The organism is Cobetia amphilecti, from assembly GCF_020217465.1.
In the GTDB taxonomy this organism is placed as follows: Bacteria; Pseudomonadota; Gammaproteobacteria; order Pseudomonadales; family Halomonadaceae; genus Cobetia; species Cobetia amphilecti.
In genome coordinates this window covers 3,672,573-3,690,627 of record NZ_CP084115.1, presented here as the reverse complement: position 1 = coordinate 3,690,627, position 18,055 = coordinate 3,672,573, and the positions used below count along the sequence as shown (strand labels likewise).

At 62.8% G+C, this 18,055-nt stretch carries 11 protein-coding genes; 10 read left to right on the top strand and 1 reads right to left on the bottom strand.

Features of this window, described 5'->3' with window-relative positions:
* Positions 1-143 precede the first annotated feature (143 nt).
* Positions 144-2,660, bottom strand: coding sequence for a penicillin-binding protein 1A (locus LCW13_RS15355; protein ID WP_153636593.1), 2,517 nt, complete (start codon positions 2,658-2,660; stop codon positions 144-146).
* A 248-nt stretch (positions 2,661-2,908) separates the two neighbouring features.
* Here LCW13_RS15355 and pilM point away from each other — a divergent pair, with 248 nt between their 5' ends.
* From pilM to LCW13_RS15305, 10 genes are all read left to right on the top strand, one after another.
* Positions 2,909-3,973, top strand: coding sequence for a type IV pilus assembly protein PilM (pilM, locus tag LCW13_RS15350; protein WP_107335932.1), 1,065 nt, complete (start codon positions 2,909-2,911; stop codon positions 3,971-3,973).
* Positions 3,970-4,560 (top strand): PilN domain-containing protein, encoded by a 591-nt coding sequence (locus LCW13_RS15345; RefSeq protein ID WP_153636592.1) that lies wholly within the window; start codon positions 3,970-3,972, stop codon positions 4,558-4,560. Before pilM ends, LCW13_RS15345 begins: the two co-directional genes overlap by 4 nt.
* On the top strand, positions 4,557-5,189 hold the full coding sequence (locus LCW13_RS15340; protein WP_153636591.1) for a type IV pilus inner membrane component PilO: 633 nt from the start codon (positions 4,557-4,559) through the stop codon (positions 5,187-5,189). The genes LCW13_RS15345 and LCW13_RS15340 overlap by 4 nt, the downstream gene beginning before the upstream one ends.
* A complete protein-coding gene (locus tag LCW13_RS15335; RefSeq protein ID WP_107335934.1) occupies positions 5,186-5,737 on the top strand; it encodes a pilus assembly protein PilP in 552 nt (183 codons plus the stop codon). Before LCW13_RS15340 ends, LCW13_RS15335 begins: the two co-directional genes overlap by 4 nt.
* Before the next feature lie 152 nt (positions 5,738-5,889).
* Entirely contained in the window at positions 5,890-7,947 is a 2,058-nt protein-coding gene (locus LCW13_RS15330) for a type IV pilus secretin PilQ (protein WP_153636590.1), read from the top strand.
* Positions 7,947-8,489, top strand: coding sequence for a shikimate kinase AroK (aroK, locus tag LCW13_RS15325; RefSeq protein WP_054556506.1), 543 nt, complete (start codon positions 7,947-7,949; stop codon positions 8,487-8,489). Before LCW13_RS15330 ends, aroK begins: the two co-directional genes overlap by 1 nt.
* Positions 8,490-8,558: 69 nt before the next feature.
* Positions 8,559-9,665 (top strand): 3-dehydroquinate synthase, encoded by a 1,107-nt coding sequence (gene aroB / locus LCW13_RS15320; RefSeq protein WP_054556505.1) that lies wholly within the window; start codon positions 8,559-8,561, stop codon positions 9,663-9,665.
* A gap of 507 nt (positions 9,666-10,172) precedes the next feature.
* Entirely contained in the window at positions 10,173-14,624 is a 4,452-nt protein-coding gene (gene gltB / locus LCW13_RS15315) for a glutamate synthase large subunit (protein ID WP_054556504.1), read from the top strand.
* Between the two features lie 77 nt (positions 14,625-14,701).
* The gene (locus tag LCW13_RS15310; RefSeq protein ID WP_043332950.1) at positions 14,702-16,117 is read left to right on the top strand and encodes an FAD-dependent oxidoreductase; all 1,416 of its coding nucleotides are present in this window, start codon (positions 14,702-14,704) and stop codon (positions 16,115-16,117) included.
* A 194-nt stretch (positions 16,118-16,311) separates the two neighbouring features.
* A complete protein-coding gene (locus tag LCW13_RS15305) occupies positions 16,312-17,952 on the top strand; it encodes a CTP synthase (RefSeq protein WP_043332948.1) in 1,641 nt (546 codons plus the stop codon).
* Positions 17,953-18,055: the final 103 nt, after the last annotated feature.

The window sequence follows — 18,055 nt, the reverse complement described above, 5'->3', positions numbered from 1 at the left end:
GGCGCGTCATCCGGACGCTACCAGTGGATCGCGATACGGGGGAGCCTTGCGAATGCTCAGATGGCAGAAGAGCGACCAGCGGCCGCTCTTCCTTGGGCTCTCCCCCTGCCGATGAGGCTGGCAGGCGAGGTCTGGAGATCAGATCAGAAGATGGCCTCGAAAGTTCCGGTACCTTCCGAGCCGCTTTCCTGCTCCAGCTCCTTGCGGATGGTGCGTTCCTTGTAGGGCGGCAGATTATCCTTGCGGAACAGCTCACTGATGCCGCCGGACTGACCGCTGCGCAGGCGCTTGCCAGAGTCCGGGTCGATGGTCGCCGTCACGATGTTTTCCGGACGCTCCATGGTGGAGGACGGCATGCCCTTGAGGGCGCCGCGCATGTAGTCGACCCAGATGGGCAGGGCGGCCTGGGCGCCATACTCGGCCAGGGTGTCGTTGGAGTCCTTGCCGACCCAGACCGTGGCCACCAGCTTGCTGTTGAAGCCGGAGAACCAGGCATCACGCTGGTCGTTGGTGGTGCCGGTCTTGCCGGCCAGGTCATCACGACCCAGCGCCAGGGCGCCACGGCCAGTACCGCGCTTGATGACATCCTGCATCATGTCACGGATCAGATACATGGCTTCAGGGGAGGCGACACGCTCGGCCAGCGGGTACTGGCGACCGTCACGATTGACGGTGACCATACCCGGCGCACAGTTGGCGCAGGCAACCGGCGGATGCGCTTCATAGTCGGTCTCGTCATCGCCACGCGTGATGGTATCGATGTACCAGGGCTCGACACGGAAGCCGCCATTGGAGAGCACGGCATAGCCGCGTGCCATCTCCAGCGGGGTCAGCGAGGCGCTGCCCAGGGCCAGTGACAGGCCATTGGGCAGCTCGTCACGCTGGAAGCCCAGCTTGACCAGGAAGTCGAGGGTCTTGTCGAGGCCGACCGTCTGCAGCAGACGCACGGAGACCAGGTTCAGCGAGCGATACAGGCCAACGCGGATACGGGTCGGGCCGGTGAACTTGCCGCCGGCATTTTCCGGACGCCACACCTTGCCGCCATCCTGAAGCACGACGGGGGCGTTGTTGATGATGGTCGCCGGTGACATGCCGGCCTGTTCGAGCCCGGACAGATAGACGAACGGCTTGAAGATCGAGCCTGCCTGACGGCGTGCCTGGATGGCGCGGTTGAACTTGCTGGCGGAATAGCTGAAGCCACCTTGCAGGGCGAGGATGGCGCCACTTTCCGGGTCCAGCGAGACGATGGCGGATTGCGCGTCCGGCAGCTGGCCCAGGCGGTAGCCGTCGTCCTGCTTGATCACGCGTACCAGATCACCGGCCTTGGCGATCTCGGCGGCCGACCCCGGCACGCCACCACGCCATTTGGCGCTCTTGTACTCACGCGCCCACTTCAGGCCGTCCCAATCGAGGGTCACGACCGTGGCGTCGGCCAGCAGTGCCTTCATCTGCTTGCCGGTGCTTTCGACCACGATGGCGGCCTTCAGTGGGCCGTAATCCGGGGTGCGGTCGAGCACTTTCAGCCAGTTCGAGACATCACGGTCGATGCCGGCGATGCGCTTCTCGCTCTTCTGGGCCGCCTGCTTGGCGGTTTCCAGCACTTCCGGTGACTTGGAGAGTTCTTCCTCGAGGCCGGCCTGATCGGTCTGGTCCTGGGCTTCCGCCAGGGAGGCGGCGATGTCGGATTCCTCGACCCCGCGCCAACCGTGGCGGGTATCGTAGGCGATCAGCCCCTTGATCAGCGCATCACGTGCCATTGGCTGCAGCGAGCTGTCCAGCGTCGTGGTGATGCGGACGTTGTCGGTGTAGGCCTTGTCGCCGAAGCGGTCGACGGCGAAGCTGCGTGCCATTTCCGCGACGTAGGGTGCCTGCACTTCCGGCCGGGAGTAGTGGCGTGCCGCGGTGATCGGTGCCTTGACGGCTTCGTCATAGGCCTGCGGCTCGATGTAACCCAGCTCCTTCATGCGCAGCAGGATCCAGTTGCGACGGATCAGTGCGCGCTGCGGGTTGGTCAGCGGGTTGAAGCTTGACGGCGCCTTGGGCAGGCCGGCCAGCATGGCCTGCTCGGCCAGGGTCAGCTCATCCAGGGACTTGTCGTAGTAGGTGCGCGCAGCGGCGGCGATCCCGTAGGCGCGATGGCCTAGGAAGATCTTGTTGACGTAGAGCTCCATGATCTCCTGCTTGGAGAGGATCTCTTCCATCTGCAGCGACAGCAGAATCTCGCGAATCTTGCGCGTGAAGGTCTGGTCCAGCGTCAGCAGATAGTTGCGCGCCACCTGCATGGTGATGGTGCTGCCACCGGACTGGATGCTGCCGCTGGAGGCCAGCTGCACGGCCGCGCGCGCCAGCCCCTTGGGGTCGATGCCCGGGTGGGAGAAGAAGTTGCTGTCCTCGGCGGCGAGGAGGGCGTCGACGAAGGTCTCGGGGATCTCGTCGTAGGTGACCGGGATGCGGCGCTGGTCACCGTATTCGCCGATCAGCTTGCCATCGCGGGTATAGATGCGCAGCGGCGTCTGCAGCTTGGTATCCTGAAGCTGATGGACGTCGGGCAGGCCCGGCGAGAAGTACAGCGAAGCGCCAACGATGGCCAGAAGTCCCGCGGCACATAGTGATAGCAGCAGCCAGAACACTGGCGAAAGTAGTCGTCTCAATAGCTTCATGGGCAAGACAGGGTCCGTGGGTAAGAAAAGCGAGTGGCTGCGCGGGGATTGGCAATTCCATTGCTGGGGCATTATAAGTAGCGGGTTCAGATGCGGCCAGCGTTGAACCCTGACTTGCGCGTCTGTTGTGTTATTCTGGGAAACATAATGTAACATCCTGGAATGATAGAGGGTGTCGCGGCAACGTCGTCAGGGAACCGGCGGCCAGCCAGTCTGGCAAGATCGTCATCAGAGCAGGGGAACGCCAATTGCTGGGACTCAAATCCGCCGGCAAGGGACTCATCGGGGTCGATATCACGTCGGCCACGGTGAAGCTCCTGGAGCTGTCCAGGCAAGGAAATCGATACCAGATCGATAGCTATGCGGTGCGTCCACTCAAGGAAGGCGCAGTCGTCGAGCGACGTATACGGGACATGGACGAAGTCGTGCTGGCCATCAAGCGCGCGGTCGAGCAGGCACAGCCGCGCTCGAAGCGTGCCGTGGTCGCGGTTCCCGCGAGCGCTGCCATCACCAAGACACTGAGCTTCCCGGCCAATCTCGCCGATGACGAGATCGAGCAGCGCATCGCGCTCGAGTCCGAGAAGCACTTTCCCTTTCCGCTGAACGATGTCGCGTTCGACTTCCAGCATCTGGGCGTCAATCCGCGCAATCCCGATCAGCAGGATCTGCTGCTGGTGGCGTGTCGCAGCCTGGACGTCGATCAGCTGACCTCGGCACTGTCCCAGGCCGGCCTCGAGCCAGCTGCCGTCGATGTCGAGACTTTCTCCCTCGAGCGCGCCTTCGGCGAGCTGCGTCATCAGTTGCCGCCGACCTACGACAACGAAGAGTGTGTTGCCGTCGTCGATATCGGTGCGACGATGACCGCCTTCCACGTCATCCAGAATGGCCGCATCGTCTACAGTCGCGACGCCGTCTTCGGTGGGCGTCAGCTGACGGACGAGATCATGAATCGCTTCGATCTCTCCAATGATGAGGCGGGCCTGGCCAAGAAGCGTGGCGGTCTGCCGGATACCTATGACAGCGAAGTGCTGGGTCCGTTCCGCGAGACGCTCATCCAGCAGATCGCACGCTCACTGCAGCTCTATTACACCGCCGGCAAGCGCCGCGAGGTGCAGCGTATCCTGCTCGGGGGCGGTACGGCCGCCATCGTCGGGCTGCGTGAAGGCCTGGCGGAGCACACCGGGCTTGAAGTGATCATGGCCAACCCCTTCACTCACATGAGCGTCAATCCGCGCGTCGACATCCAGGCGCTGGCGGGCGATGCCCCGGCGATGCTCACGGCCTGCGGTCTTGCGATGAGGAAGCGCTCATGACCATCGAGATCAACCTGCTTTCCTGGCGTGAAGACCGGCGTGAGAAGCGCAGCAAGCGCTTCATGGGCATACTGGCGCTGGCGGCTGTCATCGGTATCGGTGGCGGCTATGGCATGAGCGAGTATTACCAGAGCCAGCTCGAGGCGCAGCAGCAGCGCCATGCCTTCATCGAGAAGGAAATGGCCCGCCTCAATCGTGACATCAAGGAAGTCGAGGATATCGAGGCACGCCGCACCCAGATGCTCGACCAGATAGAGCTGATCCGCAGTCTGCAGTTCTCGCGTCCGGAAACGGTACGGGTCTTCAATCAGCTGGTGACGTCTCTGGTGGACGGCGCCTGGTATCAGAGCATCAGTCGCAGCGGGCGCCAGCTCAAGGCGAATGGCACGGCGGAAAGCACGCGTCAGGTCTCCGGCCTGATGCGCGCCATTGCCTTGTCGGATTCCTTCGGCACCCCGACGCTCTCCGATGTGCAGAGCAATGACGACGATCAGCGCAGCTTCAACATCATGATTCCGGAGCGCCCGATGGGGTCGGCGCTGAGCGCTGCCGATGCGGAAAATGACAAGAAAGGAGGTCGGCGATGAGTTTCATCGATGCTGAAATCCGCCGCCTCAAGTCGACGGATTTTCGTGATCTTGACCTGAAGGAAGCCGGTATCTGGCCGGTCACGCTGCAGGCCGTGCTGGCGCTTATCGTGCTGGGCGCCCTGTTCTGGGCGTCCCATTGGTTCCTTGCGGCGCCCAAGGCAGAAGACCTCGAGCGTCTGCGTGCCCAGGAAAATCAGCTGCTTCAGCAATTCGAGAGCAAGGCGTTCAAGGCCGCCAACCTGCCGGCCATGCGCGAGCAGATGGTGGAGCTGGAGTCCCGCATGGGGCAGCTGCTGGAAATGCTGCCCACCGACGCGGAAGTCCCGGCGCTGCTGGATGACATCAGCGAGACGGCGATCAACAACCAGCTGGCGGTCGAATACATTCGTCTGAAGCCGGCGGAGAATCGCAACTTCTACGTCGAGCAGCCTTTCGATATCAAGGTGCGCGGCGACTATCATCGTATCGCAGCCTTCATCTCCGGGGTCGCGGGGCTTTCACGCATCGTGACGCTGCATGATTTCGTGCTGACGCCGGTCGCCAACAGCGATGATCTCGAGCTGTCGCTACTGGCCAAGACCTACAATTATCGCCAGACCCCGGCAACGTCAGGAGGCAAGCAATGAGCCTGATGACACGTCGAAACACCGTGATGGGAAGTGCGTTGCTGGTCACTCTGCTGGCGGGTTGTGGGGATCCGCAGCTGGGCGCGCTGGAAGGGGAGCTCGAGTCCTTGAGGGGGCGTCCTTCCGGCAAGGTGCAGGAGTTGCCGCCGCAACCCGAGTATCATCCCGTCACCTATGACATGGCGGATGCGCGTAGTCCTTTCCAGTCACGCCTGCCGGAGCCCGAAGAGGAGTTGACGGCCGTCGACAACGGTGTGCGACCGGACCTCGATCGCCCTCGTGAACCCCTGGAAGCCTGGCCGATGGAGCAGCTCAGCATGGTCGGGACGCTGGATGTCGATGGCGCGCGTTCGGCGTTGATTCTGACGCCGGAGCAGGAAGTCCAGCGTGTGCGGGTCGGCAACCATATGGGCAGCAACTTCGGCAGGATCACCCGTATCGGTGATACGCAGATCGATATGGTGGAAATCGTGCCCAATGGTCAGGGCGGTTGGATAGAGCGGTCTCGCGCCATGGCGCTGAAAGAGCCCGTGTCGCAAGGTGGTTGAGATCACTGGCGTTGGCAGTAGCCATATTGTCACGGAAGACGAACGGTCGACCCGCAAGAGTTGGCGACCGACACCATAACGCTTCGATAAGAATAAGGCGCGATCAGCCCGACGGTTGAACGGAGCCACGGCGAGACAGGGGACTAGGGAACATGACGCGATTGCAACGAATGAGTCTGCTGGGGCTGGCGGCAGTCGGTAGCCTGATGGCGAATGTGGCGATGGCTGCATCGTCGCTGCAGGACCTCAACTTCACCGCCCTCGGGGGCGACCGTATGGAGCTCAAGCTCGACTTCGTCGGCGGAGTGCCGGAGGTCAAGGGTTACCGTATCGAGACGCCGCCGCGCATCACCATCGACCTCCTGGATACCAGCAGCCAGCTCGACAAGCGTCGCTTCGATCTGGGGCTCAGCGGCGTGGACGAACTGGTGGCGCTGGAGGCCGGCTCGCGCACGCGTCTGGTCATGAAGCTCAACCAGTCCAAGCCGTACGTCACGCGCACCGAGGGCAACAGCCTCTACGTCATCATCGGCGAGCAGGGCGGTGCGCCGGGCGCTCAGCCTGCGGCTGCCTCCCAGGCGAACGCCGCCAACGTGCCGCCGGACAATCGTGCCCTGGAAGTGGCCAGCGAGCCGGCCGTCAGTGGCATCGATTTCCGTCGTGGCACGGACGGTGAAGGTCGCGTCGTGATCAACTTCAACCGCTCCAACGTCGAGTCGCGCGTCACCGAGCGCGGGCGCAAGATCTACGTCGACATCAAGGGCGTGAAGCTGCCGCCGGAGATGAATCAGGTGCTGGATGTCGGCGATTTCGCCACGCCGGTGACGCGTATCGATCCGCAGCGTACCCGTGATGGCGTGCGCATGGTGGTGGATGCCAGTGGCTACTACACCCAGCTGGCCACCCAGGCAGGCAACGAGCTGGTGCTCGAGGTCAAGCCGCTGACGCGCGAAGAGCAGGCGGAGCGCATCAAGGACAAGTTCCCCTACACCGGCAAGAAGATCTCGCTCAACTTCCAGAACATCGAAGTGCGCTCCGTGCTGCAGATCATCGCTGACTTCACGGGGCTCAATCTGGTCGCCAGTGACAACGTCACCGGCAACGTGACCCTGAACCTGAAGGAAGTGCCCTGGGATCAGGCGCTGGATCTGGTGCTCAAGTCCAACGGTCTGGCCAGTCGTCGCATGGGCAACGTGCTGATGGTCGCGCCGGCCGAAGAGCTGGCGGCACTGGAGCGCAAGGAGCTCGAGGCGAACCAGCAGGTCAAGGAGCTGGCGCCGATGACCACCGAATACATCCAGGTGCGTTATGCCAAGGCGGCGGACCTGGCGGCGTTGCTGCGCGGTGAAGGCGGTATCGGTCTGCTGTCCGAGCGGGGACGCGTGATGGTCGATGAGCGCACCAACACCATGCTGATCCAGGATACCCGCGATACGCTCGAGTCCATTCGCGGCACGCTGGAATATCTCGATATCCCGGTGCGTCAGGTGCAGATCGAGGCGCGCATCGTCATCGCGCGCAGCAGCGTCTCCAGCGAGATCGGTGTCAACTGGGGGCTTTCCAACAGCAGCAACGGCAAGTTCGGCCTGGAAGGCGCGTCGACCGGTACGACCAGCAACGGTGGTCTGAGCGTAGATCTGGGTGATGACAGCAGTCCGGGAAGCACCTTCAGTTTCGGTTACCTGTCCGGCGATATCCTGCTGGACCTGGAGCTCTCGGCGCTGGAAAGCGAAGGCAAGAGCCAGACCATCTCCCAGCCCAAGATCATCACCGCCAACCAGAAGAAGGCCGTCATCAAGCAGGGGCAGGAAATTCCCTACGAGGAGGCGACCTCCAGCGGTGCGACCAACATCGAGTTCAAGGAAGCGGTGCTGGCGCTGGAAGTGACGCCGCAGATCACGCCTGACAACCGCATCATCATGGATCTGTTGATCAACAATGACGATGTCTCCGATGACAGCTTCAATGGCGAACCGGCCATCGATACCAATGAAATCGAGACGCAGGTGCTGGTCAATGATGGCGAAACCGTGGTGCTGGGTGGCATTCTGACCTCCGAGCAGATTCGCAGCGTCTTCAAGACGCCCTTCCTCGGGGACCTGCCGGTGATCGGGAATCTGTTCCGCTATACCGAAGAGTCCAACGAGAAGGTAGAATTGCTGGTATTCATTACCCCGAAGATCATCGAGGACGGCCTGGCGGTGCGCTGATGCATGTGATTCCCAACGTATTCCTTGTCGGCCCCATGGGGGCCGGCAAGAGCACTATCGGCCGCCTGCTGGCGGCCGACTTGCATCGTGAATTTTGCGATAGCGACCATGTGATTGAAGACCGCTGCGGAGCCAGCATTCCGTGGATTTTCGACGTCGAGGGCGAGTCCGGCTTTCGTGAGCGTGAGCAGGCTGTCATCGATGAGCTGACCTCGCTCAGGGAAGTCGTGATGGCCACCGGTGGCGGCGCCATCATGGCGGAGGCCAATCGGCGCGTACTGCGCGAACGCGGCACTGTCGTGTATCTCTACGCGCCTGTCGAACAGCAGCTCAAGCGAGCCGGCCGTGATCGCAATCGTCCGCTGTTGCAGCAGGATGACCCCGGGCGGGTGCTCAAGCGCCTGTTCGAGTTGCGTGACCCGCTCTACCGCGAGACGGCCGATATCATCGTGCGTACCGATCGGCGCAGTCCTCGGGCGGTCACCAACGAGATCCGTCGCCGCATCAAGGCGCTGGCGGACCCGTTGCACGCCCCTGGCTAGTCTCATCAGCGCCTGGTGGCCCTGGCGGGCATCAGTCGCTGTCATCTGTTTCGCCCAAGGAGAATTCTGATGTCCCTGGCACCTGCTCATCGTCTTGATGTCGCGCTCGGCGAGCGTAGTTACCCCATTCATATCGGGCCGGGCCTGACCGCACGTGGTGATCTGATTCGTGAGCACCTTGCGGGGCGTCAGGTGATGATCGTCACCAACACCGTGGTGGCACCGCTGTATCTGGACGCACTGAAGGCCTCGTTGGGCGAGGGGCTCGATATCCGCGAGGTCATTCTCGACGACGGTGAGCAGACCAAGCACATGGCCAGCATCGGCCTGATCTGGGATGCCCTGCTCGAGGCCGGCTTCAATCGCCGCTGCACCTTGATCGCCCTCGGTGGTGGCGTGATCGGTGACATGACCGGCTTCGCGGCGGCCTGCTATCAGCGGGGCGCGGCCTTCATTCAGGTGCCGACCACGCTGCTGTCGCAGGTGGATTCCTCGGTGGGCGGCAAGACCGGCGTCAACCATCCGCGTGGCAAGAACATGCTGGGCGCCTTCTGGCAGCCGCGTCTGGTGCTGATCGATACCGCAAGTCTCAAGACATTGCCACAGCGTGAGCTGTCAGCGGGCATGGCCGAGGTCATCAAGTATGGTCTGCTGTGGGATGAAAGCTTCCTGAGCTGGCTGGAAGACAACATGACGGCCTTGATGGCGCTGGATGAGACCCTGCTCGGTGAAGCCATTCGCCGCAGCTGTGCCATCAAGGCGGATGTCGTGGCGCAGGACGAGACCGAGCAGGGCGTGCGTGCGCTGCTCAATCTGGGGCACACCTTCGGGCATGCCATCGAGACGGACCAGGGCTATGGCGTCTGGCTGCACGGCGAAGCCGTCGGCACCGGCATGCTGATGGCGGCTGAGCTTTCGGCGCGCATGGGCTGGCTGTCGAGTGCGGATGTGGAGCGTGTCTCGCACATCATCGCCAAGGCAGGCTTGCCGCTGGCGGCTCCGGAAGACATGGGCGTCGAGGACTTCCTCAAGCACATGCAGCTGGACAAGAAGAATGTCGATGGCCGTCTGCGCCTGATCCTGCTTGAGCGTATCGGCCGAGCGGTGATTACCGAAGAGGCGCCAGCCGGTGTGCTGGCCGACATGCTGGAGCACTGGCCGCGCAGCTCTCGCTGACATCCCGGCCAGCCAACGGCTGGTTCATGGGCGCTGCACGACCACGCAAGCCGTCACCCTCTGGGTGGCGGCTTTTCTTTTGGCGGGTGTCAGCGCGCCGTGACGGAGTCATTGGTGGAGCGTGATTCCTGAATTGGTATGCCGTATGCGTAATCGGTATGGGGTAAATCGAATAAAAACGCTGTTTTTTATTTAACCAATACTAAAGTTGCAAGGCGAAATTCATGGGGCATGTCTACCCGCTAAGCGCTTGAGCCTACAGGGTTTTTTGGTTGAAGGTTCTTCTAACCTTCGGTTTTGTCAGGTTTTTTTGGTCGATGGGCGACCTGTGGAGAATTGCGCAGGCGGGAAGCTGGGGGATATGCTCGAGGGAAATCTGGCGTCGTGTAGCGACACTGATGGCGCCACTATCGGCAGGTATAAAAATAAAGATAACCGATAACTATAACCGGGAAAATGCTTGAAAAAAAGCATCTGGACACATGATTTCTCCGTGAGGCACGCCCCATGAACAAAGGTCTCCACCATCCGGGAGAGTTCCGCGACAACTGCGGCTTCGGTCTGATCGCCCATATGGAAGGGCAGGCGAGCCACGAATTGCTGCAGACCGCCATTGAATCCCTGACCTGCATGACCCACCGTGGCGGGATTGCCGCTGACGGCAAGACCGGCGATGGCTGTGGCCTGCTGCTCAAGATGCCGGACGGCTTCATGCGCCAGATCGCTCGAGAAACCCTCGGGCTGGAACTGGGCGCTCGCTATGCCGTCGGCACGCTTTTCCTGCCCGATGATGACGCGCGTGAACAGTCCGCGCGTGACGCCTTCGAGTCGGCGCTGAGCGCGCGCAATCTCGAGGTGCTGGGCTGGCGCGACATGCCGGTGGATGACAGCGTGTGCGGCCCGATGGCCCGCGACTGCCTGCCGCGCATCCGTCAGGTCTTCGTCGGTGCCGCCGACGAGCGCACCGACATCGCCTTCAATGTCGATCTGTTCATGGCGCGCCGTTATGCCGAGCAGGCGCTGAAGAGTGAAGAGGACTTCTACGTCTGCTCGCTTTCCGGCAAGGTCATCTCCTTCAAGGGTCTGGTGATGCCGGAAGACCTTCCGCGCTTCTACAAGGACCTGGGCGACCCGCGCCTCGAGACCGCGATCTGTGTCTTCCACCAGCGCTTCTCGACCAACACCGCGCCGCGCTGGCCGCTGGCCCAGCCGTTCCGCTTCCTCGCCCACAATGGCGAGATCAACACCATCGAGGCCAACCGCGGCTGGGCCAACGCGCGCAAGGAGAACTTCGTCTCCGAGCAGCTGCCCGAGATCGCCGAGCTGGACGAGATCGTCAACACTGTCGGCTCCGATTCCTCCAGCATGGACAACATGCTGGAAGTCCTGCTGACCGGTGGCATGGATATCTATCGCGCCATCCGCATGATGGTGCCGCCGGCGTGGCAGAACGTCGAGCAGATGGACTCCGATCTGCGTGCCTTCTATGAATACAACTCCATGCACATGGAGGCCTGGGACGGCCCGGCGGGCATCGTGCTCACCGACGGTCGCCACGCCGTGTGCATGCTGGACCGCAACGGCCTGCGTCCGGCGCGTTGGGTCATCACGCGCAATGGTTTCATCACCCTGGCCTCCGAGATCGGCACCTACGATTACAAGCCGGAAGATGTCGTCGCCAAGGGGCGCGTCGGGCCGGGTCAGGTGCTGGGTGTCGATACCGAGACCGGTGAAGTGCTGCACACCGATCAGGTCAGTGAGCGCCTCAAGGGCGCGCATCCCTACAAGCGCTGGCTGCGTGAGAACGCCAACTATCTCGAGTCGGCACTGACCGAGCTGGCGCGTTTCCAGCCGATGGATGCCGATCAGCTGGACGTCTACCAGAAGATGTTCCAGGTCAGCTTCGAGGAGCGCGATCAGCTGCTGCGCCCGCTGGCCGAGAGCGGTCAGGAGGCGGTCGGCTCGATGGGCGATGACACGCCGATGGCCGTGCTGTCGCGCCAGAACCGCGTGCTGACCGACTACTTCCGTCAGAAGTTTGCCCAGGTCACCAACCCGCCGATCGATCCGCTGCGCGAAGCGATTGTGATGTCGCTGGAGACCTGCTGTGGCGCCGAGCTCAACATCTTCGACGCGACGCCGGAGCACGCGCATCGCCTGATCCTGACCACGCCGGTGCTGTCACCGCGCAAGTTCAATGCGCTGGTCAATCACGAAGATCCGGCCTTCACCTCGCAGACGCTCAAGCTGCACTACGATCCGGCGCAGGACTCCCTCAAGCAGGCGCTCAAGGGCCTCTGTCAGCAGGCCGAGGAAGCGGCGCGCAATGGCAAGGTGATCCTGGTACTCAGCGACTGTGGCTTGAAGAAGGGGCAGCTGCCGATCCACGCCGCACTGGCGACCGGCGCCATCCATCATCACCTCGGTGCGCTGGCCCTGCGCCCGCGCGTCAACCTGGTGATCGAGACCGGCTATGCGCGTGACGCGCACCAGATGGCAGTGCTGTTCGGGGTGGGCGCCACGGCGGTCTACCCGTACCTTGCCTATCAGGTGATGGCTGACATGCATCGCACCGGCGAGCTGTCCGGCAACCCGGCAGATGCCCGCGAGAACTATCGCAAGGGCATGCAGAAGGGCCTCTACAAGATCCTGTCCAAGATGGGCATCTCGCACATCGGCTCCTACCGTGGCTCGCAGCTGTTCGAGGCGGTCGGTCTCAACAGTGAAGTCATGGACATGTGCTTTACCGGCATGGCCTCGCGCATCGAAGGCGCCGGCTTTGCCGAGCTGCAGTTCCAGCAGGAACTGCTGGCCCGTGAAGCCTGGCTGCCGCGCAAGCGCATCAAGCAGGGCGGACTGGTCAAGTACGTGCATGGTGGCGAATACCACGCCTACAACCCGGATGTGGTGGTGAAGCTGCAGCAGGCCGTGCAGCAGGGTGACTACGGCAAGTGGAAGGAATTCGCGCGCCTGGTCAACGAGCGTCCGGTGGCGACCATTCGTGATCTGCTGACCCTCAAGCCGGTCGCCGAGCCGCTGCCGATCGAGGAGGTCGAGTCCGTCGAGTCACTGCTGCCGCGCTTCGACAGCGCCGGCATGTCGCTTGGTGCACTGTCTCCCGAGGCACATGAAGCGCTGGCCCAGGCCATGAACGAGGCCGGTGGGCGCTCCAACTCCGGTGAGGGCGGTGAGGACCCGGCGCGTTACGGCACCGTGCGCTCCTCCAAGATCAAGCAGATCGCCTCCGGTCGCTTCGGTGTCACGCCGGCGTACCTGGTCAATGCCGAGGTACTGCAGATCAAGGTCGCACAGGGCGCCAAGCCCGGTGAGGGCGGTCAGCTGCCGGGCGGCAAGGTCAACGACCTGATCGCACGTCTGCGCTACGCCGTGCCGGGGGTGACACTGATCTCGCCGCCGCCGCACCACGATATCTATTCCATCGAGGATCTGGCGCAGCTGATCTTCGATCTCAAGCAGGTCAATCCGTCGGCGCAGGTCTCGGTCAAGCTGGTCTCCGAGCCGGGGATCGGCACCATCGCCACCGGTGTCGCCAAGGCGTACGCCGACCTGATTACCGTCTCCGGCTATGACGGTGGCACCGCGGCCAGCCCGATCACCTCGATCAAGCACGCCGGTTCCCCGTGGGAACTGGGGCTGCCCGAGGTGCATCAGGCGCTGCGCATCAACCAGCTGCGGCACAAGATTCGTCTGCAGACGGATGGTGGCCTCAAGACCGGCCTGGACGTGGTCAAGGCCGCGATCCTGGGCGCCGAGAGCTTCGGCTTCGGTACCGCGCCGATGGTCGCACTGGGCTGCAAGTACCTGCGTATCTGTCACCTGAACAACTGTGCCACCGGTGTCGCGACCCAGCACCAGGCGCTGCGTGACGAGCATTTCCGCGGCACCGTCGAGATGGTCAAGCACTACTTCCGCTTCATCGCCGAGGAAGTGCGCGAGCTGATGGCACTGCTGGGCGTGCGTCAGATCACCGACCTGATCGGTCGTACCGATCTGCTCGAAGTGCTGGAAGGTGAGACCAACGCGCAGCGTCGTCTCGACCTCACGCCGTTGCTGGGCAATGACTTCGTGCCCAAGGACGCGCCGCAGTTCTGCCAGGTCAGCCGCAACGAGCCGCATGATCCCGGTGCCAAGAACCTCGAGATGCTGGCCGCGATGGAATCTGCGATCGACAGCCGCAGCGGTGGCGAGTTCAGCTTCCATGTCACCAACTGCGATCGCTCGGTGGGCGCGCGTGTCTCGGGTGAAATCGCCAAGCGCTATGGCGAGGCCGGATTGGCGGGCTCGCCGCTCAAGGTCAGCCTGACCGGTGTGGCAGGCCAGAGCTTCGGTGTCTGGAACGCGCACGGACTCGAGATGCATCTGGAAGGCGACGCCAACGACTATGTCGGCAAGGGCATGAACGGCGGCAAGCTGACCATCGTGCCGCCGCGTGGTTCGCGCTTCGAGAGCCACAAGACTGCCATCATCGGCAACACCTGCCTGTACGGCGCGACCGGCGGGCGGCTGTATGCCGCGGGCACCGCCGGCGAGCGCTTCGGGGTGCGTAACTCCGGTGCGCACGCCGTGATCGAAGGCGCGGGTGATCACTGCTGTGAGTACATGACCGGCGGTCTGGTGTGCGTGCTGGGCGAGACAGGCGTCAACTTCGGTGCGGGCATGACCGGCGGCTTCGCCTACGTGCTGGACGAGAATCGCGACTTCGTCGACAAGTACAACCACGAGCTGGTGGAAATCCACCGCATCAATACCGAAGCCATGGAGGCCTATCGTCGCCATCTGCGCGAAGTCATCGAGGAATATGTGGCCGAGACCGGCTCCGAGCGCGGGCGCGACATCCTGCGTGATTTCCCTGACTTCGTGCGTCACTTCTGGTTGGTCAAGCCGAAGGCGGCAAGCCTCAACGGCCTGCTGGACCAGTCACGGCGTCAGCCGGAGTGATCGCACCCCTCACCCCAGCATGCCTCGGGTGAGGGCCCGCACCGCGACGGTGCCCGGATTTTGAAGGAGGATTCATCATGGCCAATCAGCTCGCCAACGACTTCCAGTTCATCGATGTGGGTCGTCAGGACCCGCAGAAGAAAGATGCTCGCGTGCGCGCACGTGAGTTCAACGAGATCTATGCCGAGTTCAAGCCGGTAGAAGCCGCCAGCCAGGCACATCGCTGCCTGGGCTGTGGCAACCCCTACTGTGAGTGGAAGTGCCCGGTACACAACTACATTCCCAACTGGCTGAAGCTGGTCTCCGAGGGCAATATCCTTGAAGCCGCCGAGCTTTCGCACCAGACCAACTCGCTGCCGGAAGTCTGTGGTCGCGTCTGCCCGCAGGACCGTCTCTGCGAGGGCGACTGCACCCTGAATGACGGCTTCGGTGCCGTCACCATCGGCTCGGTGGAGAAGTACATCACCGACACCGCCTTCGCGATGGGCTGGCGCCCCGACATGTCCAAGGTCAGCTGGACCGACAAGCGCGTCGCCATCATCGGTGCAGGCCCGGCGGGTCTCGGTGCCGCCGATATCCTGGTGCGCAATGGCGTGCGTCCGGTGATTTATGATCGCCATCCGGAAATCGGCGGTCTGCTGACCTTCGGTATCCCGGAGTTCAAGCTCGAGAAGGGCGTGATGACGCGCCGCCGCGAGATCTTCGAAGAGATGGGCATGGAGTTCCGTCTCAACGTCGAGGTCGGGCGTGATGTGACCTTCGATGCGCTGCTCGAGGAATACGATGCCGTCTTCCTCGGTATGGGTACCTACAACGCCATGAGTGGCGGCTTCCCGGGCGAGGATCTGCCGGGCGTGCACAAGGCGCTCGACTTCCTGATCGCCAACGTCAATCACTGCCTGGGCTTCGAGAAGGACCCGGCGGATTACGTCTCCATGGAAGGCAAGAAGGTCGTGGTGCTCGGCGGCGGTGATACCGCGATGGACTGCAACCGCACCTCCATCCGCCAGGGCGCGGAAAGCGTGACCTGTGCCTACCGTCGTGACGAGGCCAACATGCCGGGCTCACGTCGTGAGGTGACCAATGCCCGCGAAGAGGGCGTCGATTTCCTCTTCAACCGTCAGCCGGTGGCAGTGGTCGGCGATGGCAAGGTCGAAGGCGTCAAGGTCGTGCGCACCCGCCTGGGTGAGCCGGATGCCAATGGTCGTCAGCGTCCGGAAGTGGTGCCGGGTTCCGAAGAGATTCTGCCGGCGGATGCCGTGGTCGTGGCCTTCGGCTTCCAGGCAAGCCCTGCGCCGTGGTTCGCCGACTTCGACATCGCCGTCGATGAGCGTGGCCGCATCGCGACCAGCGCCGAGCGTCATGCCTTCCAGACCACCAATGCCAAGGTGTTCGCTGGCGGTGACATGGTGCGCGGCTCCGATCTGGTGGTGACCGCCATCGATGAAGGTCGCCGTGCCGCTGAAGGGATTCTTGATTTCCTGGAAGTGTAAGGGTCATGTGACGTCACGCATCAGGCCCGCCACGGCGGGTCTGATGCGTTATGGCGGGTGCATCGGATGGCGACGCGAGATGGGCAGGTGGTGGCATTCAAATTGAGCCGGAGCAGCCTTTCCGCTAGACTGGCGACCCATCCTGATCCGTTCCCCCGGATCTCTCCTACAGCTCACGTTTTCGGCAGGTTTCCATGACACGATTTATCTTCGTGACGGGCGGCGTTGTGTCCTCGCTTGGCAAGGGCATCGCATCCGCTTCGCTGGCGGCTATTCTCGAGGCCCGTGGCCTCAAGGTCACCATCCTCAAGCTGGATCCGTACATCAACGTCGATCCGGGCACCATGAGCCCGTTCCAGCACGGCGAAGTCTTTGTCACCGAAGATGGCGCGGAAACCGACCTCGACCTCGGTCACTACGAGCGTTTCATCCGCTCGCGCATGACCCAGGGCAACAACTTCACTACCGGTCGCGTCTACGAGCACGTGCTGCGCAAGGAGCGCCGCGGTGACTACCTCGGCGGAACAGTGCAGGTCATCCCGCACATCACCGACGAGATCAAGCGTCGCGTGATCGCCGGCGGTGAAGGCTATGACGTCGCACTGGTCGAGATCGGCGGTACCGTGGGTGACATCGAGTCGCTGCCGTTCCTGGAGTCCATCCGTCAGCTGCGTGCGCAGCTGGGTGGCGAGCGTGCACTCTTCATGCACCTGACGCTGGTGCCGTACATCAAGACGGCCGGCGAGACCAAGACCAAGCCGACCCAGCACAGCGTCAAGGAGCTGCGCTCCATCGGTATCCAGCCGGATATCCTGATCTGCCGCAGCGAAGTCGAGATCGAGGAAAGCGAGCGTCGCAAGATCTCGCTGTTCACCAACGTCGAAGAGCGTGCCGTCGTCTCCCTGCAGGATGCCGACACCATCTATCGCATTCCGTTGATGCTCCACGAAGCCGGCCTCGACGAGATCGTCTGCGACAAGTTCCGCCTGGAGGCCAAAGAGGCCGACATGTCCGAGTGGGTCGCGGTGCTCGACGCCAAGCTCAACCCGCTCAAGACCATCAACATCGCGATGGTCGGCAAGTACATGGAGCTGCTCGACGCCTACAAGTCGCTGAACGAGGCGCTGATCCACGCCGGTATCCAGGGGCGTGTGAAGGTCAACGTCGACTTCATCGACTCCGAGGAAATCGAGCGCAACGGCACCGACCGTCTGATCGGCAAGGACGCGGTGCTGGTACCGGGCGGCTTCGGCGAGCGTGGCGTGGAAGGCAAGATCGCCACTGCGCGCTTCGCGCGTGAGAACAAGGTGCCGTATCTGGGCATCTGCCTGGGCATGCAGGTTGCCGTCATCGAGTTCGCGCGTAACGTGGCAGGCTGGAGCGATGCCAACTCCACCGAGTTCACCCATGACACCCAGCACCCGGTGGTCGGTCTGATCACCGAGTGGCTGACGCCGGAAGGCAAGATCGAGACCCGCGACGCGGCGTCTGATCTGGGCGGCACTATGCGCCTCGGCGGCCAGGCCTGCAGCCTGCTCAACGGCTCCAAGGCGCATCAGGCCTATGGCAGCGACGAGATCGTCGAGCGTCACCGTCACCGCTATGAGGTCAACGACCAGTTCGTGCCGGCCCTTGAAGAAGCGGGCCTGATCTTCTCCGGTCGCAGCGTCGACAACTCTCTGGTCGAGATGGTCGAGCTGCCGGATCACCCGTGGTTCGTGGCATGTCAGTTCCACCCGGAATTCACCTCCACGCCGCGTGATGGCCATCCGCTGTTCACCGGCTTCGTGAATGCCGCGCTCAATCACAAGGCGGCGCGTACTCGCGGCGAGTGATAGGGTGTTGAGCGGGCGCCACCTCGGGTGGCGCCCGTAGGTCTTCTCCGCGGTGGTTGCATGTCTTGATGTTCGCCAGAGCATCATCAGGCAGACTGCCGAT

What these genes read in the sequence shown, in the direction of transcription:
- LCW13_RS15355 (WP_153636593.1), bottom strand. Translation starts at nt 2,660, where the DNA reads ATGAAGCTATTGAGACGACTACTTTCGCCAGTGTTCTGGCTGCTGCTA.
- LCW13_RS15345 (WP_153636592.1), top strand. Translation starts at nt 3,970, where the DNA reads ATGACCATCGAGATCAACCTGCTTTCCTGGCGTGAAGACCGGCGTGAG.
- LCW13_RS15340 (WP_153636591.1), top strand. Translation starts at nt 4,557, where the DNA reads ATGAGTTTCATCGATGCTGAAATCCGCCGCCTCAAGTCGACGGATTTT.
- LCW13_RS15335 (WP_107335934.1), top strand. Translation starts at nt 5,186, where the DNA reads ATGAGCCTGATGACACGTCGAAACACCGTGATGGGAAGTGCGTTGCTG.
- LCW13_RS15330 (WP_153636590.1), top strand. Translation starts at nt 5,890, where the DNA reads ATGACGCGATTGCAACGAATGAGTCTGCTGGGGCTGGCGGCAGTCGGT.
- aroK (WP_054556506.1), top strand. Translation starts at nt 7,947, where the DNA reads ATGCATGTGATTCCCAACGTATTCCTTGTCGGCCCCATGGGGGCCGGC.
- aroB (WP_054556505.1), top strand. Translation starts at nt 8,559, where the DNA reads ATGTCCCTGGCACCTGCTCATCGTCTTGATGTCGCGCTCGGCGAGCGT.
- gltB (WP_054556504.1), top strand. Translation starts at nt 10,173, where the DNA reads ATGAACAAAGGTCTCCACCATCCGGGAGAGTTCCGCGACAACTGCGGC.
- LCW13_RS15310 (WP_043332950.1), top strand. Translation starts at nt 14,702, where the DNA reads ATGGCCAATCAGCTCGCCAACGACTTCCAGTTCATCGATGTGGGTCGT.
- LCW13_RS15305 (WP_043332948.1), top strand. Translation starts at nt 16,312, where the DNA reads ATGACACGATTTATCTTCGTGACGGGCGGCGTTGTGTCCTCGCTTGGC.